Annotated in this window: 23 protein-coding genes, 1 tRNA gene and 1 other RNA gene; 13 read left to right on the top strand and 12 right to left on the bottom strand. The window is 56.7% G+C overall.

Translation table 11 applies throughout. The features are described 5' to 3' along the window. Nucleotides 1-2 precede the first annotated feature (2 nt). Together rodA and V7665_RS04965 are read left to right on the top strand one after the other, a co-directional pair. On the top strand, nt 3-1,115 hold the full coding sequence (rodA, locus tag V7665_RS04970) for a rod shape-determining protein RodA (RefSeq protein WP_335663434.1): 1,113 nt from the start codon (nt 3-5) through the stop codon (nt 1,113-1,115). Between the two features lie 56 nt (nt 1,116-1,171). After that, a tRNA-Lys gene (locus V7665_RS04965) sits at nt 1,172-1,247 on the top strand. Nucleotides 1,248-1,460: 213 nt separating this feature from the next. Here V7665_RS04965 and V7665_RS04960 read toward each other — a convergent pair. From V7665_RS04960 to V7665_RS04940, 5 genes are all read right to left on the bottom strand, one after another. Next, nucleotides 1,461-1,724: a DksA/TraR family C4-type zinc finger protein gene (locus tag V7665_RS04960; protein ID WP_335663433.1), complete on the bottom strand. Its 264-nt coding sequence runs from the start codon at nt 1,722-1,724 to the stop codon at nt 1,461-1,463. A 184-nt stretch (nt 1,725-1,908) separates the two neighbouring features. After that, a complete protein-coding gene (locus V7665_RS04955) occupies nt 1,909-2,184 on the bottom strand; it encodes an HU family DNA-binding protein (RefSeq protein ID WP_335663432.1) in 276 nt (91 codons plus the stop codon). Nucleotides 2,185-2,423: 239 nt separating this feature from the next. Then, the gene (lon, locus tag V7665_RS04950) at nt 2,424-4,853 is read right to left on the bottom strand and encodes an endopeptidase La (protein ID WP_335663431.1); all 2,430 of its coding nucleotides are present in this window, start codon (nt 4,851-4,853) and stop codon (nt 2,424-2,426) included. A gap of 98 nt (nt 4,854-4,951) precedes the next feature. Beyond that, nucleotides 4,952-5,287 carry a YbaB/EbfC family nucleoid-associated protein gene (locus V7665_RS04945; RefSeq protein ID WP_335663430.1) on the bottom strand — a complete coding sequence of 112 codons (336 nt, stop codon included), beginning with the start codon at nt 5,285-5,287 and terminating at the stop codon, nt 4,952-4,954. Nucleotides 5,288-5,289: 2 nt separating this feature from the next. Then, nucleotides 5,290-7,005 (bottom strand): DNA polymerase III subunit gamma/tau, encoded by a 1,716-nt coding sequence (locus tag V7665_RS04940; RefSeq protein ID WP_335663429.1) that lies wholly within the window; start codon nt 7,003-7,005, stop codon nt 5,290-5,292. 119 nt (nt 7,006-7,124) lie between these two features. On the opposite strand from V7665_RS04940, the gene V7665_RS04935 reads away from it, so the two are divergent. Beyond that, nucleotides 7,125-8,690 (top strand): sulfatase-like hydrolase/transferase, encoded by a 1,566-nt coding sequence (locus tag V7665_RS04935; RefSeq protein WP_335663428.1) that lies wholly within the window; start codon nt 7,125-7,127, stop codon nt 8,688-8,690. A gap of 51 nt (nt 8,691-8,741) precedes the next feature. On the opposite strand, the gene ffs is transcribed toward V7665_RS04935, so the two are convergent. The 4 genes from ffs to V7665_RS04915 all read right to left on the bottom strand — a co-directional run bounded on the left by ffs (nt 8,742) and on the right by V7665_RS04915 (nt 11,398). Beyond that, an RNA gene (gene ffs, locus V7665_RS04930) (signal recognition particle sRNA small type) lies at nt 8,742-8,836 on the bottom strand. 37 nt (nt 8,837-8,873) lie between these two features. Continuing rightward, nucleotides 8,874-9,215 (bottom strand): 2Fe-2S iron-sulfur cluster-binding protein, encoded by a 342-nt coding sequence (locus V7665_RS04925; RefSeq protein ID WP_335663427.1) that lies wholly within the window; start codon nt 9,213-9,215, stop codon nt 8,874-8,876. Further along, complete coding sequence (locus V7665_RS04920; protein WP_335663426.1) at nt 9,212-10,315, bottom strand: cysteine desulfurase family protein; 1,104 nt, start codon at nt 10,313-10,315, stop codon at nt 9,212-9,214. Before V7665_RS04920 ends, V7665_RS04925 begins: the two co-directional genes overlap by 4 nt. Nucleotides 10,316-10,324: 9 nt before the next feature. Beyond that, the gene (locus V7665_RS04915) at nt 10,325-11,398 is read right to left on the bottom strand and encodes a cysteine desulfurase family protein (RefSeq protein WP_335663425.1); all 1,074 of its coding nucleotides are present in this window, start codon (nt 11,396-11,398) and stop codon (nt 10,325-10,327) included. A gap of 143 nt (nt 11,399-11,541) precedes the next feature. Between V7665_RS04915 and V7665_RS04910 the strand changes: the two genes are divergently transcribed. Beyond that, nucleotides 11,542-12,198: an alpha/beta hydrolase gene (locus tag V7665_RS04910; protein ID WP_335663424.1), complete on the top strand. Its 657-nt coding sequence runs from the start codon at nt 11,542-11,544 to the stop codon at nt 12,196-12,198. 2 nt (nt 12,199-12,200) lie between these two features. On the opposite strand, the gene V7665_RS04905 is transcribed toward V7665_RS04910, so the two are convergent. Then, on the bottom strand, nt 12,201-12,440 hold the full coding sequence (locus tag V7665_RS04905; RefSeq protein WP_335663423.1) for a hypothetical protein: 240 nt from the start codon (nt 12,438-12,440) through the stop codon (nt 12,201-12,203). 162 nt (nt 12,441-12,602) lie between these two features. Here V7665_RS04905 and V7665_RS04900 point away from each other — a divergent pair, with 162 nt between their 5' ends. Continuing rightward, complete coding sequence (locus V7665_RS04900; RefSeq protein ID WP_335663422.1) at nt 12,603-13,364, top strand: hypothetical protein; 762 nt, start codon at nt 12,603-12,605, stop codon at nt 13,362-13,364. A 7-nt stretch (nt 13,365-13,371) separates the two neighbouring features. On the opposite strand, the gene V7665_RS04895 is transcribed toward V7665_RS04900, so the two are convergent. Beyond that, nucleotides 13,372-14,967, bottom strand: coding sequence for a phosphoenolpyruvate carboxykinase (locus tag V7665_RS04895; protein ID WP_335663421.1), 1,596 nt, complete (start codon nt 14,965-14,967; stop codon nt 13,372-13,374). A gap of 239 nt (nt 14,968-15,206) precedes the next feature. Here V7665_RS04895 and V7665_RS04890 point away from each other — a divergent pair, with 239 nt between their 5' ends. The 8 genes from V7665_RS04890 to V7665_RS04855 are packed head-to-tail and all read left to right on the top strand — an operon-like array spanning nt 15,207 to nt 20,801. Continuing rightward, nucleotides 15,207-15,911, top strand: a complete 705-nt coding sequence (locus V7665_RS04890) for a response regulator transcription factor (RefSeq protein WP_335663420.1) — start codon at nt 15,207-15,209, stop codon at nt 15,909-15,911. Further along, entirely contained in the window at nt 15,883-17,469 is a 1,587-nt protein-coding gene (locus V7665_RS04885; RefSeq protein ID WP_335663419.1) for an ATP-binding protein, read from the top strand. The genes V7665_RS04890 and V7665_RS04885 overlap by 29 nt, the downstream gene beginning before the upstream one ends. Further along, nucleotides 17,466-17,918, top strand: coding sequence for an HPr kinase/phosphorylase (locus V7665_RS04880; protein WP_335663418.1), 453 nt, complete (start codon nt 17,466-17,468; stop codon nt 17,916-17,918). Before V7665_RS04885 ends, V7665_RS04880 begins: the two co-directional genes overlap by 4 nt. Then, complete coding sequence (gene rapZ, locus V7665_RS04875) at nt 17,915-18,850, top strand: RNase adapter RapZ (protein WP_335663417.1); 936 nt, start codon at nt 17,915-17,917, stop codon at nt 18,848-18,850. The genes V7665_RS04880 and rapZ overlap by 4 nt, the downstream gene beginning before the upstream one ends. 5 nt (nt 18,851-18,855) lie before the next feature. After that, complete coding sequence (locus tag V7665_RS04870) at nt 18,856-19,260, top strand: PTS sugar transporter subunit IIA (protein WP_335663416.1); 405 nt, start codon at nt 18,856-18,858, stop codon at nt 19,258-19,260. Beyond that, nucleotides 19,257-19,535, top strand: coding sequence for an HPr family phosphocarrier protein (locus tag V7665_RS04865; protein WP_335663415.1), 279 nt, complete (start codon nt 19,257-19,259; stop codon nt 19,533-19,535). The genes V7665_RS04870 and V7665_RS04865 overlap by 4 nt, the downstream gene beginning before the upstream one ends. A gap of 4 nt (nt 19,536-19,539) precedes the next feature. After that, nucleotides 19,540-20,343: a TrmH family RNA methyltransferase gene (locus tag V7665_RS04860; protein ID WP_335663414.1), complete on the top strand. Its 804-nt coding sequence runs from the start codon at nt 19,540-19,542 to the stop codon at nt 20,341-20,343. Nucleotides 20,344-20,393: 50 nt separating this feature from the next. Beyond that, nucleotides 20,394-20,801, top strand: coding sequence for a hypothetical protein (locus V7665_RS04855; protein WP_335663413.1), 408 nt, complete (start codon nt 20,394-20,396; stop codon nt 20,799-20,801). Between the two features lie 3 nt (nt 20,802-20,804). Here the strand turns inward: V7665_RS04855 and V7665_RS04850 are convergent, their stop codons facing one another. Beyond that, nucleotides 20,805-22,142 carry a DNA recombination protein RmuC gene (locus V7665_RS04850; RefSeq protein WP_335663412.1) on the bottom strand — a complete coding sequence of 446 codons (1,338 nt, stop codon included), beginning with the start codon at nt 22,140-22,142 and terminating at the stop codon, nt 20,805-20,807. Nucleotides 22,143-22,215 lie beyond the last annotated feature (73 nt).

Below are 22,215 nucleotides of genomic sequence, written 5' to 3'. Positions count from 1 at the left end.
AATTGAGCGATTTCATTCCGACGCCAATTGCCCAGCTCCCGTGGAAAACGATCCTGCTGTTGTTCGTGCTGGCGAGCTTTGGTTTTGTTGTCCTCTATTCGGCAGCAGGTGGTAGCCTGACTCCTTGGGCGGGACTGCATATGTTCCGGTTCACGGTGTTCGTGGTCATGGCGATCGTGCTGTCCCGGTTCAAGGAATCCTTCTGGAAGACCATGGCCTTCCCGGCCTATATCATCGTGGTTTTGATGCTGCTCGGCGTGGAACTGATCGGTGCCGTCAGCGGCGGTAGCCAGCGATGGCTCAACCTCGGTTTCATCCGGCTGCAGCCATCGGAACTGATGAAGGTTGCGATCATATTGGCGGTGGCCCGCTTCTACGACCTGCTGCCGCCCAGCCAGATCCGGACATGGGGCGCCATCTGGCCGCTTTTCGCCCTGCTCGCGTTGCCCTGCGCGCTGATATTGCTGCAACCCGATCTCGGCACGACCATAACCGTGGTCGCTGGCGCGTTGACCATTGCGTTTCTGGCCGGACTGCCGCTGCGACTGTTCATCGGCGGCAGCGCGGCGATAGCAGTGCTGGCGCCCCTGGCCTATTTTTTCGTGCTGGAAGAATATCAGCAGCGGCGGGTGACCACCTTCCTCAACCCGGAAAATGATCCGCTGGGCTCCGGCTATCATATCAGCCAGTCAAAGATCGCCATCGGTTCCGGCGGCCTGTTTGGCAAAGGCTTCATGAACGGCACCCAGAGCCATCTCGATTATCTGCCCGAGGGGCACACCGATTTCGTTTTTGCCACCATGGCCGAGGAATGGGGCCTGATGGGCGGCATATTGGTGCTGTTTTGCTTCTTCCTACTGTTCCGCTGGGGGCTTGGCGTGGCGATGAACGCAAGAACCCGCTTTTCCCAGCTGACCGCTGCAGGATTGACGGCGACAATTTTCTTCTATGTGGCGATCAATCTGATGATGGTGATGGGACTGGCACCAGTGGTCGGCATTCCGCTGCCCTTCCTAAGCCATGGCGGGTCATCGATGATGACAATCATGATCTGCGTCGGCATCTTGATGTCAATCGAACGCCATCCCGGTCGGCGCGGCGGGGCATTTGGATGATTATTCCAATCAACCGGTTGCGTTCGTGAAATCCGGCCCTATATAGCCTCTGATATGGACGCTTAGCTCAGTTGGTAGAGCAGCTGACTCTTAATCAGCGGGTCGTGGGTTCGAACCCCTCAGCGTCTACCATTTTTTCCGTAAAAGAAACCATCCGGCGGATGGTTTCCGGAAAAAATCCCGAGTGCAAACGAGGGTGTTTCCCAGCCAATATTGACAATCGAGCGGGTCGCAAGTCCACCGGACTTGACTACCCATAGACAAGGCTGGCCCCTTTTCGAGAACCCGCCTGATATTTCTCAAACAAAGCGCGGAAAAAATGGGGCGCGAAGCGCTCAGAGATGCCTAGCGCAGCTGGCTATCCTTGCTGCCACGCCGGTTGATGCCCGCGCTCGCCCGATCCGCATCGCGCACCGACTGGCACGCCACGCACGTGCGTGTACCGGGTAATGCGCGGCGACGCGCTTCGGGAATTTCTTCGCCGCATTCTGCGCAATATCTGGCGGCTTCTCCGGACGGCATATCGGCTCGCGCGCGCTTCACCGCGTCGGCAATCGTATCGTCAATCTGATCCTGCACCGCGCCATCGCGCGCCCAACCGCCTGCCATATTAACCTCTATATCATTTCAAATTTGTCGAGTCTTAAACGTAAGCAGCAAAGGCGAGATTGCAAGATGATGGCCGGCGCCCATCACCCAAAGAAAAAGGCGGGCCTCTTTTCGAGGTCCCGCCTGATATTTCTAGAACAAAGCGCGAAAAAAATGGGGAGCGGAACTCTGCTCCCCGGATTGGCTATTTGTTGACAGCGTCTTTCAAACCCTTGCCGGCTTTGAATTTTGCTTGAGTCGATGCTGGAATCTGCATCGGTTCGCCGGTGCGCGGGTTGCGACCGGTAGAAGCTTTGCGCTTTGAAGTTGAGAAAGTGCCGAAGCCAACGAGACGAACTTCACCGCCGCCGGACAATGCACTGCTGATGGAATCAAATACCGCGTCTACCGCTTTACCGGCATCGCTTTTGCTAAGGCCGCTGTGATCCGCGACGTTACTGATAAGATCCTGTTTATTCATTATGGGAATCCCCCCTTCTTAAATGGCAATTCATTTTGAATCGCGCCTTTGTCTGGCAGCAGTAATGCGAAATTATCCGGACGTGTCAAAGAAAAACCGCTGTTTTCTGCGCCCAACCCCCATTTTGTACGCCGAATGACGGGAAATGAGACGAACGGTTGGCAAGCCGTGGCGGTTTCGAATATTTTACCGCCGCATTTCACCTTTGTTTCAGAATCGCGACTCGCCAATCAAGCCGGTCAATGCCGCGCTGCTGAACCCCCGTCATCGGTAACCGGTGCCGTGGCGTGGCTGGCAAGCTCGTCCGCATCGCTCCACTCGATCGGCACCACTTTTTCGGTCAGAGCTTCGGCAAGCACTTCATCGACATGACTGAGCGGTATGATCTTGAGTTTCGACGTGATATTTTCCGGAATTTCGACGAGATCTTTTTCATTGTCCGCCGGAATCAATACCGTGGTGATGCCACCGCGCAGCGCCGCCAGCAGCTTTTCCTTCAGTCCGCCTATCGGCAATATCCGACCACGCAGAGTGACTTCGCCGGTCATTGCGACATCGCGGCGCACCGGAATTCCGGTCAGGGTCGAAACGATCGCGGTGACGATGCCGACACCGGCTGACGGGCCATCCTTTGGCACAGCACCTTCGGGCAGATGGATATGGATATCCCTGCGGCTGAAGAAGCTGGGCTTGATCCCGTAGGAAGGCGCGCGCGCCTTCACAAAGGAGAGCGCGGTCTGAATGGATTCATTCATCACGTCACCCAGCGTGCCGGTGGTCTTGATCTGCCCCTTGCCGGACACGGTGACCGATTCAATCGTCAGCAGTTCGCCGCCGACTTCGGTCCAGGCAAGGCCGGTCACGGCGCCCACCTGATTTTCCTCTTCGCCGATACCGTGACGATATTTTTGTACGCCGGCATATTCCGCGAGATTGTCGGGCGTGATTTCCACGCTCTTATACTCGCCTTCGAGAATCCGGCGCAAAGCCTTGCGGGCCAGTTTCGCGATTTCGCGTTCCAGAGTCCGGACTCCGGCTTCCCGTGTATAATAGCGGATCAGCTCGCGCAGCGCATCGTCGCGCAGCACAAATTCATCCTCTTTCAGGCCATGGGCCTCGATCTGCTTTTCGATCAGATGGCGTTTGGCAATCTCCACCTTTTCGTCTTCGGTATAGCCTTCGAGCCGGATGATCTCCATCCGGTCGAGCAGCGGCTGTGGCAGATTGAGCGTGTTGGCGGTGGTCACGAACATCACATCCGACAGGTCGATATCGACCTCCAGATAATGGTCCTGGAACTTGTCATTCTGCTCCGGATCCAGCACTTCAAGCAACGCCGATGCCGGATCGCCGCGGAAATCCTGTCCGAGCTTGTCGATTTCATCGAGCAGGAACAGCGGATTGGACGTGCCAGCTTTCTTCAGATTGGAGACAATCTTGCCGGGAAGCGAGCCGATATAGGTCCTGCGATGCCCGCGAATTTCCGCTTCGTCGCGCACGCCGCCCAACGATTGACGGACAAATTCGCGTCCAGTGGCGCGGGCGATCGAACGACCAAGCGATGTCTTGCCGACGCCGGGAGGGCCGACCAAACACAGGATCGGGCCTTTCAGCTTGTTCGTGCGGGTCTGTACCGCGAGATATTCGAGAATGCGTTCCTTGACTTTTTCGAGCGCGAAATGGTCATCATCCAGCACCTTCTCGGCCTGTTTGAGATCTTTCTTGAGTCGCGACTTTTTGCCCCATGGCAATCCGAGCAGCACATCAAGATAGTTGCGCGTCACCGTTGCCTCGGCCGACATTGGCTGCATGCCCTTGAGCTTTTTCAGCTCGGCAGTCGCCTTGGCTTTGGCTTCCTTGGAAAGCTTCAACTCCTTGATTTTCTTGCTCAGCTCGGCAAGTTCATCGCCCTCGCCATCTTCGCCGTCGCCCAGTTCTTTCTGGATCGCCTTCATCTGCTCGTTGAGATAATATTCGCGCTGGGTCTTTTCCATCTGGCGCTTGACGCGGCCACGGATTTTCTTCTCGACCTGCAACACGCCCAGTTCGCCTTCCATGAAAGCAAAAACCATTTCGAGGCGTTTGACGGGATCGCTCTCCATCAGCAGACTCTGCTTGTCGGAGACTTTCACATTGATATTGGCCGCCACCGCATCGGCGAGGCGAGAGGCATCATCAATTTCGCCCAATTGGACCACCGTTTCCGCTGGCATCTTCTTGTTGAGCTTCGAATAATTTTCAAACTGCTCGACCACCGAGCGCATCAGCGCCGAGGCTTCGGTGCTTTCGGCGACTTCCTCATTGAGCAAGTCTATATTGGCCAGCACATAGCCTTCTGTCTTGTCTTCCAGAGCGACATGCTTGGCGCGCTGCTTGCCTTCGACCAATACACGGACGGTACCATCGGGCAGTTTCAGCAATTGCAATACGGTTGCGACCACCCCGAGATCATAAAGCTGATCGCGCACCGGATCGTCTTCCGCCGGATCGAGCTGGGCGACGAGGAAGATTTCCTTATCTGAATCCATCGCTTTTTCGAGCGCAACCACAGATTTGTCGCGACCGACAAATAGCGGCACGATCATATTCGGAAACACCACAATGTCGCGCAACGGCAACAAGGGCAGCGACTTGGATTCAGGGGTGGGATTGGCTTCGAACTCGGACATTTTTACTCCAACATCTTGCGCTGCAACAGCGCTTCTATCCACTATATGGTAGCTGCTCGAGACTCTTCAAGCGTTATACGTCTGATCAGTAGAACGACCTAAAAGGGCAGTTTAAAACCTGGGGGTAACTGCATACCGCTGGTCATCTTGCCCATTTCCTCGCTGCTCACGGCGTCGGCGCGGTTGCGGGCATCGTTGAACGCTGCTGCGACCAGATCTTCCAGCATCTGTTTTTCTTCGGCCTGCATCAGGCTTTCATCAATCGTCACCGCAAGCACACGGCCTTTTGCGGTGGCCTTGACCTTGACCAGACCGCCCCCGGCCTGCCCTTCCACTTCCAGGCTATCCAGTTTCTTCTGCGCTTTTTCCATCTGGGTCTGGACCTGTTGCGCCGCTTCCTGTGCCGCCTTCATCATTTCTTCCATGGATTTCATAGCTATGCGCTCCTTGATTCTTGTGGGCGAGGATCATCGTCCTCCAGCAATTGGGCGTCAGGAAAGGCCTCAAAAGCAGCCTTTACCAGCGGGGCATCCAGGATCGCCTGCCGTTCTGCATCTCTGGCCTGCTGTTCCTGTTCGGCAAGACTCGGCGTCGCCTCGCCCTGCCCCTCGGTGATGGTCCAGTCCTGACCGGTTTCCTGCTTCAGCGCATCCGCGATTTTCCGGATATCTGCGGCGGAAATCGGGCGGACCGGCTGATAGATGATATCGGGTGCATTCAGCGAGACCACGCGCATGTCGGCAATCAATATACTTTCCAGAACAGCGGAGACTCGCCCGACGGTCGTCACAATGTCGGAAAACTGGTCAGGCATCGCACTGGCTTGCGGCGCTTGCACAGCAACCGGCGCAGGAGCGGCTTGCGCCACAGGCTCGCCGACTGGCGGCGCACCCCTTTGGATTTCAGTTGTGCTGGCAGTCGCCGGGGCGCCCTGTTCCAGCATTTTTGCCAATTTTCCAGGATCGGGCATATCAGCTGCACAGAGCACCCGGAGCAATGCCATTTCACAGGCTTCGCGCGGCAGATGCGCTTGCTGAACTTCCTGATAGCCCTTGAGCAACAGCTGCCAGAGCCGATGCAGGACCGGATAGGAAAGCTGCTCGGACCAATCGGAAAATTGCTGCCGGGCCTCGTCAGACAAGGTCGGATCGCTGGCTCTGCCAACCTTGAACAAGGTCACCTGATGCGACAGCGACAACAGCCCGTTCATCAGCGCCAATGGTTCAACGCCGATCTTATATTGTTCGGCAATCGCATCCAGCAGTGCCGCGGAATTGCCTTCGAGCAATTGTCCGAACAGCCGCCGGACCGCGCTGCGATCGGAAAGACCGAGCATATCCCTGATCTGGGCAGCCTTGACCTCTCCGTCGCCATCCATATCGGCATGGGCAATCGCCTGATCGAGGATCGAAAGACCGTCGCGCACCGAACCTTCGGCCGCCTGCGCGATCAGATCCAGTGCCTCCTGCTCTGCGGTCACGCCTTCTTTCCCGACAATCATGCCGAAATGTTCGGACAGTTGCTCGGCGCTGATCCGTTTGAGGTCAAAACGCTGGCAGCGGGACAGCACGGTGATCGGCACCTTGTTGACCTCGGTGGTCGCGAAAATGAACTTTACATGTGGCGGTGGTTCTTCGAGCGTCTTCAGCAATGCATTGAAGGCGTTTTTCGACAACATGTGCACTTCATCGATGATGTAGATTTTATAGCGCGCAGAAACCGATGAATAGCGCACTGCCTCGATAATCTCGCGGACATCGTCGACGCCGGTATGGCTCGCGGCATCCATTTCGATGACATCGATAAAACTGCCGACGGCAATGCTGCGGCAGGGTTCGCATTGTCCGCATGGATCGATCGTCGGCCCGCCCTGCCCGTCCTCGCCGATACAGTTGAGCGCCTTGGCGATCAGTCTGGCGGTGGAGGTCTTGCCGACCCCGCGAACACCGGTCATCAGAAACGCGTGGGCGAGCCGGTCGCGCTTGATCGCGTTGCCCAGCGTCTGGACCATGGCGTCCTGACCGATCAGTTCGGAAAATTTCGATGGTCGATATTTGCGCGCCAGCACCCGATAGGGCTGCGCCGCGCCAAGGGCGGGCTGATCCGGCGCGTCGACACCAGTGGCCGCGAATATATCTTGTGAATCGGACATGAAAATGGAGTTTAGGCGAGAGGCCCCGGCTTGTCGAAGGCTATTCACCGTCATTTCCGAGTCTAACCAAAAATAAACAAAAATCTCGTAGACAGATTTTTTTGCGGGATGGGGAGGGCATGAACAGAAACTCAATTTATGCCGGAATCGGCTTCGGTCTTTTCTGTATAGGATATTTGCTGATCAACGAGCAGATTCTGGTACAGTCGATCCTTTATCGGGCAGCGGCCAGTGACCATCACAGCGCATTGATTTCATTCACGGCCATGGCCTTGCAGGCCAGTGCGTTGCTGATCGGCCTGATTTTTCTTTCGAACCGGCTATTCTGGCTTGTCGTTATCCTGATCGGGGCTTCCGCCGTGACCAATTTGATCTTCAGCCAGATTCTCAATGATGTTATCGATCTCTCCAGATTCGACTGGCTGCTGACCGAATCCCGCCATGCGCAAAATGCCGCAGGGCAGTTTCTGACGCCTGCCGCCATCGGTCTGGCGAAGACGTTGCTGGCGCTCGGATTCTTTGTCGCCTGCCGCGAGCTGTTCCGGCTTTGCTTGCGGCGGCACCGCCGCTTGCTCGACACCCAGCGAGCCCATAATTCGGCAATCCTGCTTGTCCTGCTACCTTCCTTCGCCTTCGGACTTGGCGTTCCAGGTGCCATTGCGGCGGAACGCAATATCTATAATTTTGCTTATGAAACACTCACGACCCCGCCGCCGCCGGCGAGGCGCGCGGTTACCATGCCGGCTCCGGATATCAGCAAATCGGTCGAGAAAATCATCTGGATTGTCGATGAAAGCGTCAGCTATGATGCCTTTGCAAGGCTCATTCGGCCGGACCTGTCGGGCTTTACGCCGATTGATTTTGGCAAGGCCGCCGCGATGGCAAATTGCAGCGCACCGGCTCATGTCGCGCTGCGCTCCGGCGTCGATGTGCTGAATGTGAATGCCGATACCGACCTGCGCCAGACACCGTCGATATGGGCCTATGCCAACAAAGCGGGCTATAAGACCATATTGATCGACGGGCAGGTTTCGGGGCCGCCACAGAATTTGCTGTTGCCGCCGGAAGCAAGCAAGATCGACGAGATATTGCCGCTTGCCTCCGGGATGCAAACCGATCTGAAAATCGCGCAAAATTTGAATGACCGTCTGACCAGCGACGGCAAGGAATTTGTCTATGCCGTTTTGCGCGGCGTTCATTTCCAATATTCAGACCATTATCCCGCCGATCTGCACCCTGCGGACGGTGACCTTGCGCAACAATATGACACGGCGATCCGCTATTCAAAACGAGATTTCTTTTCGACTCTGATGGCTGGCGTTGATCGCGAGAAAGTGGCGATTGTCTATACGTCCGATCATGGTCAGAATGTGAAAGAGGGCGTGTTACCCCATTGCTCCACGGTTCCTGAAAAAGCCGAATTTGCGATACCCTTGCTGGCCTTTCTGCCGCCGACTGTTGCAGATGGTTTTTCCGCACCAGAGGAATCCAGCCATAGTGCCAGCCAGATATTCCCGTCGACGCTGGCCTGGATGGGCTATGATCGATCCATGGCTGCCAATGCCTATGACAATATTCTGCGACAGCCGACCAAAAAATTCGTCTGGTTTGGACGGGCCGTGATCCCGCTCAGGGATGGTGACAGGATCGACGTCAGCGGTTCGCATGAGTCTCTGGTTGATTGATTTTGGAATACGGGAAGTTTTTGAACCGCTGCCAAAGCGTGGCGCTGTTTCAAAGTAGGAGCCGGGCGACCCGCAGAAAAATCGTTGCGGCTGCTTCCTTCCGGACCTGACCGGGTTGGCGAAGACTGCGTCCACCCGACTCCCGCTGCGCATATGGTGGGACTCTGGCAAAAATGCAAGCCGTTAGATGATCTGCATATTGTGGCTTTCGCTCGGCAAATGCACGGTCAGGCCATCAAGGGCGGGCGTGAGCGTGATCTGGCAAGCCAGTCGGCTGGTGCGCCGTGCGCCAGCAGCGAGATCGAGCATATCCTCTTCCATTTCGGTCGCCGCCGGCAATTTGTCGAAATCTGCTGCTTCGACAATGACATGACAGGTCGAGCAGGCCATTTGCCCTTCGCATGTACCTTCAAGCGGCTGGTCGTGAATTTGCGCAACAGTGAGCAAATTATCGCCTTCGGATGCCTCGACGGACAGCGTGTTTTCGCCGTCGGAGCTTACAAAATGAACCGTGATCTTCGTCATGATAGCTGATTCTCCGCTGCTTGATTGATCAGATGTGCTGCCTGCTCCACCTCTTCGATGCTGGTATAGCGTCCGAATCCCAGACGAATGGATGATTTGATTTGCGCCGGCTGCAAGCCCAGTGCGGCCAGCACATGACTGGGACGTCCCGAGCCGCTGGCGCAGGCCGAGCCGGCGGAAAAGGCCACACCTCGGACGTCCGACATCAGACGGCCGACATCAAGCCCGTCGCGGCGGATATTCAGATTGCCGGGATAGCGCTGATTGAGCGATCCGTTCACCGTCCATGCGCCAAACAGACTGCGCGCCTTGTCGGCCAGAGCGGCAATATGAACCCAGTCCGCTTCCCGCCGCTCGGCACAAAGCTTCGCCGCCACACCCAGTCCCGCACATAAAGCGGGCGAGAGTGTGCCCGACCGGATCCCCTGTTCCTGTCCACCCCCATGGATCAGTGGCGGCACTTTTATTCCGTCCCGCACCCAAAGCGCACCAATGCCCTTGGGTCCGTAAACCTTGTGTCCGGACAGCGCGATCAGATCGGCCTGTTGCGGCAGATCGATCCGGCCAAATCCCTGCACTGCATCGCAAAGCATCAGCGCGCCAGCCCGATGCGCCATTTCGGTGATTTGCTCGACCGGCTGGATCGTCCCTATCTCGTTATTGACCAGCATCGCGCCGACCAGCGCGGTCTTCTGGCCTAGATATGCTTCCAGTTCTTCCAGAACGATCAGCCCATCTGCATCGACAGGCAGCAATGTCGTTTCGAACCCTTGTGTTCGATACCAGAGCGCGGTGTCGCGCACCGCCGCATGCTCAGTGTCGATAATAGCGATCTGGTCACGCCCTTGCTGGGTTCGGGCCGCCCCCATTGCCAGATTGATCGCTTCGGTAGCGCTCCCGGTAAAGATCACGCGGCCGTTCTTCGGCAGCAAGGCCGCGACCTGTTCGCGAGCGACTTCAACCGCAGCGGCAGCCCGGCGGCCCATCACATGGGAACTGTGCGGATTGCCGAAATTGTCTCTCAGCCAGGGCAGCATCGCATCGAAAGCTTCGGGTGCAAGCGGCGTGGTCGCCTGATTGTCAAGATAGATGGGGGTCATTGATCCAGCTCAGCTTCGCCGGGATTCGGCGAATATCGACTTCCACTTGTCGAGGAAGGCGTAAATATGCGCCCGGCTGGTGTCGCGTCCGATACTGACCCGGATCACTTCCCGCGCCACTTGCGGGTCTATGCCCATCGCTTCGAGCACATGACTGGTCTTGAGCGTACCGGAAGAACAGGCGCTGCCGGCGGACACCGAGAATCCGGCCATATCAAATTTGATCAGCTGGGTATTGGCGGCAACGCCGGGCATATGATAGCTGGCGATCGTGGCAATGCGGGGGGCCTTCTCGGCGATCACCGAGCCGCCTTCTTTCCTGATCGCATCATCCAGATGCTGGCGCAATTCCGTCGCGCGTCCCGCCCAGTTGGCCGGGGCTTCCAGCGCGGCGGTCATGCCCATGATATAGGGCAGATTCTGGGTGCCGGACCGATAGCCCTGCTCCTGTCCGCCATCGGCCTGCAGCAGCCGGAGATCCTTGACCAGCAGCGCGCCGACACCCGGCGGTCCGCCAAATTTATGCCCGGCGACAATGATCAGATCGGCATCCGGCAACGGCATTTTTCCGATCGATTGGGAGCAATCAGCCATCAGATAGCCGCCCCGGTCGTGGATGACTTTCGCCAGCGCATCCAGATCCTGGATCACTCCGGTTTCATTATTGACCGACTGTATCGCCACCAGAGCCGGCCCATCGGCAGACTTCAGCAGATGGTTCAGGTTCATCGGCACGACCATCCCGTTCATGTCGACCGGTATCGACTTGGCATTCTTGGCGAATCTCAACACCACATCATGCTCGACTGGCGAAACATATTGGCTGGCGGGCTTGGACTTGGTCAGCGCGATCTGGATCGCTTCGCTGGCACCGCTGGTAAAAATCACGTCGCCCTGCCAGTTCAGCGCTTCCTTGAATCGCCGCCGTGTATTTTCGAGCATCGCTTGTGCTGCTCGACCATCGCCATGCGGCGAAGATGGATTGGCCCATTGCTCAAAACCCTCGGCACAGGCTTTTTTGGCCACGTCGAGCATCGGAGCGGTGGCGGCATAGTCGAGATAGATGCGTTTTGTGTCGGTCACGATAGGGGCAAAAACTCTCTGGGTTGCGGGATTGAGTTGCGGATTTGTCCACTCTCCCTATATAGGCGCTGCATCCAGCGCAAAAGCTATTCTAATTTCTTGCGATCTGGAAAATATAATCTAGATCGAAGAATTGAAAATCCATGCCAGATGTAATTTTTACCGGACCCGAAGGCCGCCTCGAAGGTCGCTTTAGCCCAGGCCCCCGTGACCGCGCACCGGTTGCCATGGTTCTCCATCCCCATCCGCAAGCCGGTGGCACGATGAATGACCGGATCACCCAGGCGATATACAAGACCTTCGTCAAACGCGGTTTCGCGACTCTGCGATTCAATTTTCGCGGTGTGGGCCGTTCACAGGGCGTGTTCGACAATGGCATTGGCGAATTGTCCGATGCGGCGGCTGCGCTCGACTGGGTACAAAGCTTCCATCCCGAGGCCCAGACCACCTGGATCGCTGGCTATAGCTTCGGCGCCTGGATCGGCATGCAGTTGTTGATGCGCCGTCCGGAAATCCGTGGTTTCATCTCCGTATCACCACCGGCCAACATGTATGATTTCAACTTCCTCGCACCCTGCCCGTCCTCGGGCATCATTGTTCAGGGCGTCAATGATGAAGTCGTAACCCCCAGCGCGGTTCAGAAACTGGTCGACAAGCTGCGGACACAAAAGCACATCACCATCCACCATGACGAGATTCCCCGCGCCAATCATTTTTATGAAAATGAAATGGAATTGCTGATGGGATCGATCGACAATTATCTCGACATGCGGCTCGCACCGGATTCACCGATTAAATAGACTCAGTCGCCGGATTGCGGCGCTAAAGACTGATTGCTTTGAGGGGTTGGAATCGTCCAGATTCCGACATTGGCGAACATGACAGCAGCGGCGACCAGCATCAGCCAGCCCTGCTTTCTGTTGATGCCCTTGCGCAACATATAAATTCCGCCAGCCAGCAACGCGGCTCCTGCCAGCATCAGCACCGATAAGATCAAGTTCGTCATGGCCTGACCGTTATCGGCGCAGCCGCAGGCTGACAATCAAATGTTGCAATGATTTTCCGGATTTATTTCCCAAACGGCCCCCATATATTTTACATTACCGGCAAGCCATTCCGAACAAGATTGCGAATCTTGCGGATTTTTTGCTAAAAAAATAGAGAGAACAGAAGGACAGGACGAACCTGAAGCCGAACAAGCGTCATGAATCCCGAACCTCCTCTGCTGATCATCGCTCCCCTGACGGATGGCTTTGATCTGGCGCAATTGCCATGGTGTGAAGCGGCAAGAGAGCGAATATCGGTCAACCACGCCAAGTTCAAAAACATGGAGATGGTTGAAGTCATTGTCGACGCCATGCCCTTCCTTCTTTCCCGCCTGACAGCGGCGGAAACCAGCCAGCGATTTGCGACAGCAAGGGATCAGGCGCCCTACCGCGACCTCCCGTCACCGGGAGATTCTGCCATCGGGATTCAGCTTGGAGACAATCTTGCCAGCGCCAGGCACCTGACCGATATCAACCGTCGACTGCTGTTGCTGGGCCAATGGATCGGGGAAAGCCTGAAGGCCAGCGCAGCAGCCTGGATGCCGTCCCGCCAAGTGGCCAATATTGCCAATTATGACGAAATCGTGCGCCAATATCTGGCAGGAGGCCGGTTCCCGGCACTATTTCAAACCGCTTTCAAGGAGGTCCGGCACGGCTACTTTGTGACGACCGGACTGCACTATTTTGCCGACCAGGAAATCTGCCTGACCGTGCCGCCGAACTATAGGCTGGCCGACGTCACCGACCAGCTGGTGCGGATCATCGCTGATATCGCGACCAGCGGGAAGATCGACAGACCTACCCGGTCAAAGGGCATGGTTCAGGGGGAAAGGCTGATCTACAGCACCAGCGATGATCTTGGCCATGTCGACATCGTGATCCGAAACGATCTCGTCGACACCGACCTGGCCAAGATTTAACAGGTAGCTAGGCCGCCGTAGGTGCTGCTTCCCGAACATTCTGATCAACATGTTCGGCAAATTGCTCGAAATTGTTGATGAACAATTTGACCAGCTTTTGCGCGGTTTCATCATAGGCGCTCGGATCAGACCAGGTCGAACGGGGATTGAGGATCTTGCTGTCCACGCCAGCGACCGACACCGGCACTTCAAAGCCGAAATTGTCGTCGATCCGGAATTCGCCGTCGTTCAGGCTGCCGTCCAATGCCGCATTCAGCAACGCCCGGGTCGCCTTGATCGGCATCCGGTTGCCTTCGCCATATTTTCCGCCGGTCCAGCCCGTGTTGACCAGCCAGCAGCGCACGCCGCCCTTGGCAATCCGCTCTTTCAGCAAATTGCCGTAGACCGACGGGTGCCGGGGCATGAATGGTGCGCCGAAACAGGTTGAAAATGTCGCTTCCGGCTCGGTCACGCCGATTTCGGTACCAGCGACCTTGGCGGTGTAACCGGAAAGGAAATGATACATGGCCTGCTCGGGAGTCAGACGCGAGATTGGCGGCAGCACGCCGAACGCGTCGGCGGTCAGCATGATGATATTCTTGGGTACCGGACCCATATTTTCTTCCGAAGCGTTCGGAATAAATTCGATCGGATAGGCACCGCGGGTATTTTCCGCCTTGCTGTTGTCATCCAGATCCAGCTCCCGGGTTTCCGGGTCCATCACAACATTTTCCAGCACGGTGCCGAACCGGCGCGTGGTCGCAAAAATTTCCGGTTCCGCTTCTTCGGAAAGCCGGATCATCTTGGCGTAACAGCCGCCTTCGAAATTGAACACAGCGGTATCCGACCAGCCATGCTCGTCATCACCGATCAGCACCCGGCTGGCATCAGCCGACAATGTGGTCTTGCCGGTTCCCGACAGGCCGAAGAAAATGGCGGTATCGCCTTCCGGACCGATATTGGCCGAACAATGCATCGGCATGACCGAATCGAGCGGCAGCAGATAGTTGAGCAAGCCAAAGACCGATTTCTTCATTTCACCGGCATAAGCGGTGCCGCCGATCAATATCAGCTTTTCGGTAAGATTGACCGCAATCACCGTTTCGCTGCGAGTGCCGTGGCGCGCCGGATCGGACTTGAAGCTTGGCAGATCAATGATCGTATATTCTGGGTCGAAAGCCGCAAGTTCGTCATCACTGGGCCGGACCAGCATCGTGCGGATGAAAAGATTGTGCCAGGCCAGTTCATTGATGATCCGAACATTGACCCGGTGTTCCGGTTGCGAACCGCCAAAAAGGTCCTGCACGAACAACGTATCTTTCTCAGCCAGAGCGGCGAGGAAGTCTTCCTTCAGAGCGGCAAAATGATCCGGCGTCATTCCGACATTGGTTTTGCCCCACCAGACACTGTCTTCGGTTTCGGCATCACGCACGATGAACTTGTCATTGGCGGAACGCCCGGTGTGCTTGCCGGTTTCGACAACCAGAGGTCCATCTTTGGCCAAATGCCCTTCGCCCCGGGAAACGGCAGCTTCGACTAATGCTGGAGCTCCGAGGTTCCAGTGCTGCTCGGCCGAATTGGTAAAACCTTGATCATTTAACGAAACAGACGAAACTTTTGGCACTGATAATCCCCTATGGCTTGAAACAGGTTGAGGTCACGCCGATCTGGCGAATTTGAAATGGCGCTTACTGAACCCTGTCGAGTCGGTCAAATTTCTTCCCTACGGCGTTGCAAAAATATGGATTTTCCGGCCAAATCGCGACTCCATATGTCAAAATCGCTACCGACAAGTTATCTTGTAACCTATTATCCGATCCACTAGGTCACATCCAGTGCGAGCGGCAAAGGAACGCAGAAAAAATGGCAGCTAATATTGCTCTTGTCGACGACGACCGCAATATATTGACGTCTGTGTCAATCGCCTTGCAGGCCGAAGGTTTTATCACGCGGGTATATTCAGACAGCGAAGCGGCCCTTCATGCGATATTGGAGAATCCGCCAGACCTTGCTGTGTTCGATATAAAAATGCCGAAAATGGACGGGCTGGAACTGCTCAGAAGAGTCCGCGAAAAATCAAATGTGCCGGTGATCTTCCTCACTTCCAAGGATGAAGAACTGGATGAGGCGCTCGGTCTTGCGATGGGAGCGGATGATTATATCAAAAAGCCGTTCTCCCAGCGGCTGCTGATCGCCCGTGTGCGGTCGATATTGCGACGCACGGAATTCATAAAATCCGTCGACGCAGGACAGGATGACGAAGCCGCAGAGCCTCTTGTTCGCGGACATCTGGAAATGGATCCCGCACGCCATCTGGTCCGGTGGAAGACTGTGAATGTGACCCTGACGGTCACGGAATTCATGATACTCGAGACCCTGGCGCACCGGCCCGGCGTTGTGAAAAGCCGCAATCAGCTGATGGACGCCGCCTATCAGGATGATGTCTATGTCGACGACCGCACAATCGACAGCCATATCAAGCGATTGCGACGAAAATTTCGCGAAGTCGATCCTGAATTTGATGCAATAGATACGCTATATGGAGCCGGATATCGCTACACAGAATGAAGACAGACCAGATGGGGAAAGCGGCCTGTCACTCCGTTGGTCGGCCCGGCTTTCTCTCACAACCCGCATATTGGTCGTCAATGTCCTGGCGATTGCCTTGCTGGCCGGTGGCCTGTTCTATCTCAACAATTATCGCGACCGGCTAACCGAAGAGCGGCTGGTACAAGCAAGATTGCAGCTGACGATCGTCGCCGATGCGTTGTCTTCAGGGGATCCGCAGCATAAAAACGCGCTAATCCGTCAATTTTCCAGCCATCTCAGCGCTAGGCTCCGGCTTTATGCTCCGGATGGCACAAAAATCATCGACAGTTTTGCGCTGGCAAAGCCGAGCTACCAATTTGTCGACCCGGAAACGGAGCCGTTGCGCAAAGATGCTGCCCGGATATTGGACCGAACCATCGAAAGTTTCGTGTTCAGCGCACCGATCCCGGATTTCAGCGAACCAGCCAATGACGTCGCGGCTGAATGGCCCGAGCTTGTCGCCGCCCAAAATGCATCGCGAGCGGTCAGCTCCGTCAGTCTCGCACCGGACCGTACGCCGGTTATTGCCGCTGGGAAATCGCTTGCCGATGGCACAGGCTCTATCCTGCTGACTTCAAACGCCCGTGATATCACGAGGATTGTCAGAGCGGAGCGTTCCAGTGTGCTGCTCGTGATATTGGTTGCCGCAGCGGTTTCGATATTGCTCTCGCTTTTTCTGGCCCGCACCATTGTCCGACCAATCAGAAAACTGGCGCGCGCCGCCTTGCGGGTGCGCATGGGACGATCGGATGAAATCGCGATTCCCAGAATGCCGGGCCGGCTTGACGAAATAGGTCAATTGAGCCGCGCGCTATCCGCCATGAGCACAGCCTTGCGTGATCGGATCAACGCGACGGAGGCCTTTGCCGCCGATGTCAGCCATGAAATCAAGAACCCCCTCGCCTCGCTGCGGTCGGCGCTGGAAGGGCTGGAACGAGTTGATGATCCGGACCTGCAAAAACAGCTTCTGGACGTGGCCAATGACGATGTTCGCCGCATTGACCGGCTGATCAACGATATCTCCGATGCCTCACGAGTCGATGCCGAACTGGCCAGGGCCAAGTTTGAACCCATTGATATCGGCAAGATGCTGGAGCAGTTGCTCGCGGTTCGCGAACAACGGGCGTCCAATCTCGGTGTGCATATTGCCTTCGCACGGCCAGCAAAAGATGTTGCGAAAGTGATGGGCGACGGCGGCCGGCTCGAACGCGTGTTCAGCAATCTGCTGGACAATGCCGTCTCTTTCTCGCCCGATGGCGGTCTGGTGGAGATATTGGCAACCCCGGATGGGGACGAAATTGTCATCCATGTCGCGGACCAGGGCCCGGGTGTTCTCCCGGAACAGCGGGAACAGGTTTTCCAGCGCTTCCACTCTGACCGGCCCGACGGCGAAGCATTCGGCAAGCATAGCGGCCTGGGACTGGCGATCGCAAAGACCATCGTCGAAGGCCATCAGGGCACGATCCGAATTCTCGACCGGCCCGGTGGGCAATCGGGAGCCTGTTTTGAAATTCGTCTGCCAAAGGCCATGGGATGACGACCACAGGCGGCGGCGAACGGGCAACCATGCACGCAACCGCGGTCGCGATTGCTGGCGCCGGCCTCTTGATTTGCGGAAAATCCGGGTCAGGCAAGTCCGACCTGGCATTGCGTCTGATCGACCGGGGCGCGACGCTGATCAGCGATGACCAGGTCGACATCAGGCGCGACAGTCAAATTTTGTTGCTCAGCCCGCCAGCCAGTCTCGCCGGCAAACTGGAGGTTCGCTCGCTGGGCATATGTGAGCGCCACCATATCGCGGGAATAGAGCTAAAATTGGTCATTGACCTGAAACAACATCCGGACCGTTTCCCGATGGACAGCCAGGTGATGTTTTTGCTGGGAATAAAGGTTCCATCCTGTACATTGGACGCTATGGAAATCAGCGCAGCAATCAAGGCCGAATGGGCCTTGCAACGGATAATGCAGGGCGCGATAGAATCATGAGCGAAAAACTTGTCAAACCGGTCCTGTTGGTCACCGGCCTCTCCGGGGCCGGCAAATCAACAGCCTTGAAAACGCTGGAAGATATCGGCTGGGAAACGATCGACAATTTTCCGTTTCGGCTGGTGGAGCGCTTGCTGAAAACGCCACCATCCAGTTCCCGCAGTGGCAGTGATCCGCCGCTGGCGCTTGGCTTCGATAGCCGGACCAGAGGATTTGAGCCGGACAAGCTGATCAAAAGCGTCAAGCGCCTGCAAGGGAAACAGGATTATCAGATCTCCACCCTTTATCTCGATTGTGCCGGTGGCGAACTGGAGCGGCGCTATAGCGAAACCAGGAGACGGCATCCGCTGGCGCTGGATCGTCCGGCAAAACAGGGCATAGCGCTTGAACGGACCATGCTCGCTCCGATCCGCCGCTGGGCCGATCATGTGATCGACACCAGTGATCTGACGGCCAACGACCTGCAGCGCGAAATCCGGGAGCATTTCACGCTCGACAAGGACGCGGTCACGACGATCACGCTTACCAGCTTCGGCTTTTCCCGAGGCATTCCCAATAATATCGACCTGTTGTTCGATGTCCGTTTCCTGGCCAATCCGTTCTGGGATCCGGAGCTCAAGCTGAAGACCGGACTCGACCCGGAGGTCGCAGAATATATCGGCAAGGATCCGTCCTATGCTGAGGCGATTGACAAAATCGTCGACATGCTGAAATTCCTGCTCCCGCGCTATCAGGACGCCGGCAAGGCCTATGTGAATATCGGCATCGGCTGCACTGGCGGGCGTCACAGATCGGTACATGTCGCCGAACGTCTGAGCAAAGACTTGCGTGCTGGCGGCTTTTCCCCCAATGTCATGCATCGCAACTTGGCGTCAAGGCCAATGGAAGCGCTGGAATCTATGCAGAAATTAAACGGGAACAAGGGAATTTAATCGACATGATTGGATTGGTTCTCGTGACACACGGGCATCTGGCAACCGAGTTTGTCATTGCCATGGAACATGTCGTTGGCCCGCAAAAAGCGATCGCCGCGATCGGCATCGGTGCGCGTGACGATATGGAAGAACGCCGCAAGGAAATCGGCGATTGCATCGCGAAGGTGGATTCCGGCGAGGGAGTGATAATTTTGACCGACCTGTTCGGCGGTACGCCCTCCAATCTGGCCATTTCCCTGATGGAAAAAGGCAAGGTCGAAGTCATTGCCGGGGTGAACCTGCCGATGCTCATCCGGCTCGACGGTGCGCGCAAGTCCATGGATGTCGTGTCTGCCATCGCTGCGGCCAAGGAAGCCGGCAAGAAATATATCAGCGTCGCTTCCGAAATATTGGGAAGCGATGCATGAGCGAATTTCGCAAAACCGTCGAGATTACCAACAGCCGGGGGCTGCACGCCCGCGCTAGTGCCAAATTCGTGACCTATGTCAGCAAATTGCCCGACGATCTCGACGTCAGGGTAGCGAAAGACGGCACCGAGGTGACCGGGACTTCGATCATGGGCCTGATGATGCTGGGCGCCGCCAAGGGCGACAGCGTCGAGATCATCGTTTCCGGCGAACAGGCGGAGAGCGCGCTCGAAAAACTGACGGGTCTGGTCGTCGACGGCTTCGGCGAAGACTGAGCCAATGCGCCACCAGATTACCGGCTTTTCCAACCCGACGATAAAGCGGCTCAGGAGCCTGCGTGAGAAAAAGCATCGCAAACGCGAAGGCCTGTTTCTCGCAGAAGGGCTGCGGATTTTGACCGAGGCGCTGGACAGCGGCAAAACCCCCAGAATATTGGTGGTTGTAGAAGATACAGAGCTGCATCCGCTCGCCCAGAAAATCGAAGCCGCGACGGTCGCCGCCGGCGGTGACGTTATCGAAACCAGCGAAGCGATCATCGCCAAACTCTCCGGCAAATCCAACCCGCAATCGATTATCGGCATTTACCAGGATCATCCGGTCCCGCTGGCAGAACTGGATCGATCCGCGTCCAATATCTGGCTGGTCGCCCAAGCGCTCCGCGACCCCGGCAACCTCGGCACGATATTGCGGACCGGCGATGCAGTTGGCGCCGGCGGCCTGATCCTGATCGACGATTGCGTCGATCCCTTTTCGGTCGAGGCGGTGCGCGCCAGCATGGGCGCGATCTTCACCCAGCGGATCGTCCAGACCCGCTGGCCGGAATTTCTTGCCTGGCTGCGCAGCGGGCCTGGCGAACTGGTCGGCACCAGCCTGAACACCGACACGGACTATCAATCGGTCCGCTACAAGCCACCGACCTTTCTGCTGATTGGCAACGAAGCGCAGGGATTGCCGGACGATTATGAAGCGGCCTGCGATACGCTGGTCAAAATGCCAATGATGGGCAAGGCCGACAGTCTCAACGCCGCCGTGGCGACCTCGGTCATGGCCTATGAAGTGTTGAACCAGAGCCGCCAGAGATAGTTTGGCGTTTCTGCCCTCCCTATGTTAGCTTGAAGACGGAGGGGTTCATCATGAAAAAAACAATAATATTGTCATCGCTTGCCGCGCTGACGCTCACCGCCTGCGGGACGCCGGCGGAAGAAACAGTCGTCGCGGAGAAACTGGGCGACTATAGCGCCATCGGTACCGAGCCGGGCTGGGCCGCCGATATCAAGGGCGAGAACATCGCCTTCACCTCGCAAAACGGCAAGGACTTCACGCTGGCGGTTGAGCGCATGCAGAAAACCGATACAGGCTGGGAAGTCAGAGGCTTTTCCGGCACGGATAATATCAAAATCTATATCACCAGCGGCGAAGAATGCAGCGATGGCATGAGCGATCGCACCTATGCCGATACGGTCAAGGTAGAAGCGAGCGACAGCGGCACATTGAACGGCTGCGGCGGCAGCTTTACCGAAGGACCGGATGGCCCGGCCTAGCGCCTATTCTGCTGCTTCGTCCTTGATCTCGCGATCATCTTCGATCAGCTTTTCGGTCACTGCGTCACTATAGCGAGGGAGCGCCTCGATTTCGGGCACGGGATCGAGATCCTTCTTGCCGGTTTCGATCTGCAGCTCGGCAAATTTGCGTCCGGTCGCCATGATGTTGCGCTCGAAGCTGCCGACAAATTTGTTATAATTGCCGACCGCGCTGCCGAGACCTGAACCCATGCGTTTCAGATGTTCTCCGGCAACCGCGAGACGGTCATACATTTCCTTGCCCAGCTGCCCGATCTGCTTGGCTTCGGCAGCCATTTTTTCCTGACGCCAGACACCAGCCACGGTCCGCGCAATCGCGACCAGATTGGTCGGCGTCGCCAGCAGCACCTTTTTCTCGAACGCATGATCCCACAAGGTCGGTTCATGCTCCAGTGCGGCGGCGAGAAAATGCTCTCCGGGAACGAACATGATCACATAATCCGGCGCGTCCTCGAACTGGTCCCAATAGGCTTTTTTCGACAGGCCATCGATATGCGCCTTCATGCTGTTGCAGTGGCGCGCCATGGCAAAGCTGCGCGCCGCTTCGTCTTCCGCTTCAAATGCGTCCTGATAGTCGTTGAGCGATACCTTGGCATCGATCACCAGCTTGCGCCCGCCGGGCACGTTGATCACCGCATCGGGACGAAGACGCCCCTCGTCGGTGTCGATACTCTGCTCGGTGACAAAGTCGGTATGTTCGGAAAGCCCGCAGCTTTCGAGAACATTCTTGAGCTGCTGCTCACCCCAGCGGCCGCGCGATTTTGGCGCGTTGCGGAGACTATTGACCAGCCGCGCAGCCTCCTGCTGCACCCTGTCCTGCCCTTGCCGCACCTGTTCGATGGTCGCGGTGATCCCGGCATAGGATTCGGTCCGTTCCTTCTCGATCTTGTTGATCGAGGCTTCGTAAGTCGCCAGACGTTCATGTACCGGCTGCAACAGCTTGGCGATTTTCTCGCCGCCCTTCTCATTGGCCTGATCAAAGCGCTGGTCGGCGCGTTCCAGAAACTGCCGCTGCGCGGTCTCCAGCATTTTCGCACCGATCTCGGAAAATTGCGCCGACAAAGCCTCTTTCGCTTCGATCAATTGCTGCATCTGCTTGTCATGATTGCGAGCGTCCGCCTGCAGCGCCGCCAGTTCGGTCTTCGCCGCATCGCGCTCATCGCGCACACCGTCGAGAGTGATCCGCAGCGCATCGGTCGCCTGAGCGGCATCCTTGGCTGGCTTGCCGCCGATAATCCAGCCGAGCGCCAGACCGCCCAGAAGAGCGATGACAATGGCGAATATGACGATGATGGGATCCAAATTAACTCTCTTTTTGATAAGAACGAAAAGAGAACCTAGGAGCGTTTTCCAGAATAGGCAATACTCGTCATGC

The sequence above is a fragment of the Parasphingorhabdus sp. genome (genome assembly GCF_036964675.1).
Classification (GTDB): domain Bacteria; phylum Pseudomonadota; class Alphaproteobacteria; order Sphingomonadales; family Sphingomonadaceae; genus Parasphingorhabdus.
The sequence above is the reverse complement of the archived record's forward strand: the minus strand, read 5'-3'. Positions and strand labels throughout refer to the sequence as shown.

Bases quoted from the DNA above. Each gene is read 5' to 3' on its own strand.
- V7665_RS04960 (WP_335663433.1), bottom strand. From the start codon at position 1,724: ATGGCAGGCGGTTGGGCGCGCGATGGCGCGGTGCAGGATCAGATTGAC.
- V7665_RS04955 (WP_335663432.1), bottom strand. From the start codon at position 2,184: ATGAATAAACAGGATCTTATCAGTAACGTCGCGGATCACAGCGGCCTT.
- lon (WP_335663431.1), bottom strand. From the start codon at position 4,853: ATGTCCGAGTTCGAAGCCAATCCCACCCCTGAATCCAAGTCGCTGCCC.
- V7665_RS04945 (WP_335663430.1), bottom strand. From the start codon at position 5,287: ATGAAATCCATGGAAGAAATGATGAAGGCGGCACAGGAAGCGGCGCAA.
- V7665_RS04940 (WP_335663429.1), bottom strand. From the start codon at position 7,005: ATGTCCGATTCACAAGATATATTCGCGGCCACTGGTGTCGACGCGCCG.
- V7665_RS04935 (WP_335663428.1), top strand. From the start codon at position 7,125: ATGAACAGAAACTCAATTTATGCCGGAATCGGCTTCGGTCTTTTCTGT.
- V7665_RS04925 (WP_335663427.1), bottom strand. From the start codon at position 9,215: ATGACGAAGATCACGGTTCATTTTGTAAGCTCCGACGGCGAAAACACG.
- V7665_RS04920 (WP_335663426.1), bottom strand. From the start codon at position 10,315: ATGACCCCCATCTATCTTGACAATCAGGCGACCACGCCGCTTGCACCC.
- V7665_RS04910 (WP_335663424.1), top strand. From the start codon at position 11,542: ATGCCAGATGTAATTTTTACCGGACCCGAAGGCCGCCTCGAAGGTCGC.
- V7665_RS04900 (WP_335663422.1), top strand. From the start codon at position 12,603: ATGAATCCCGAACCTCCTCTGCTGATCATCGCTCCCCTGACGGATGGC.
- V7665_RS04890 (WP_335663420.1), top strand. From the start codon at position 15,207: ATGGCAGCTAATATTGCTCTTGTCGACGACGACCGCAATATATTGACG.
- V7665_RS04885 (WP_335663419.1), top strand. From the start codon at position 15,883: ATGGAGCCGGATATCGCTACACAGAATGAAGACAGACCAGATGGGGAA.
- V7665_RS04880 (WP_335663418.1), top strand. From the start codon at position 17,466: ATGACGACCACAGGCGGCGGCGAACGGGCAACCATGCACGCAACCGCG.
- rapZ (WP_335663417.1), top strand. From the start codon at position 17,915: ATGAGCGAAAAACTTGTCAAACCGGTCCTGTTGGTCACCGGCCTCTCC.
- V7665_RS04870 (WP_335663416.1), top strand. From the start codon at position 18,856: ATGATTGGATTGGTTCTCGTGACACACGGGCATCTGGCAACCGAGTTT.
- V7665_RS04865 (WP_335663415.1), top strand. From the start codon at position 19,257: ATGAGCGAATTTCGCAAAACCGTCGAGATTACCAACAGCCGGGGGCTG.
- V7665_RS04860 (WP_335663414.1), top strand. From the start codon at position 19,540: ATGCGCCACCAGATTACCGGCTTTTCCAACCCGACGATAAAGCGGCTC.
- V7665_RS04855 (WP_335663413.1), top strand. From the start codon at position 20,394: ATGAAAAAAACAATAATATTGTCATCGCTTGCCGCGCTGACGCTCACC.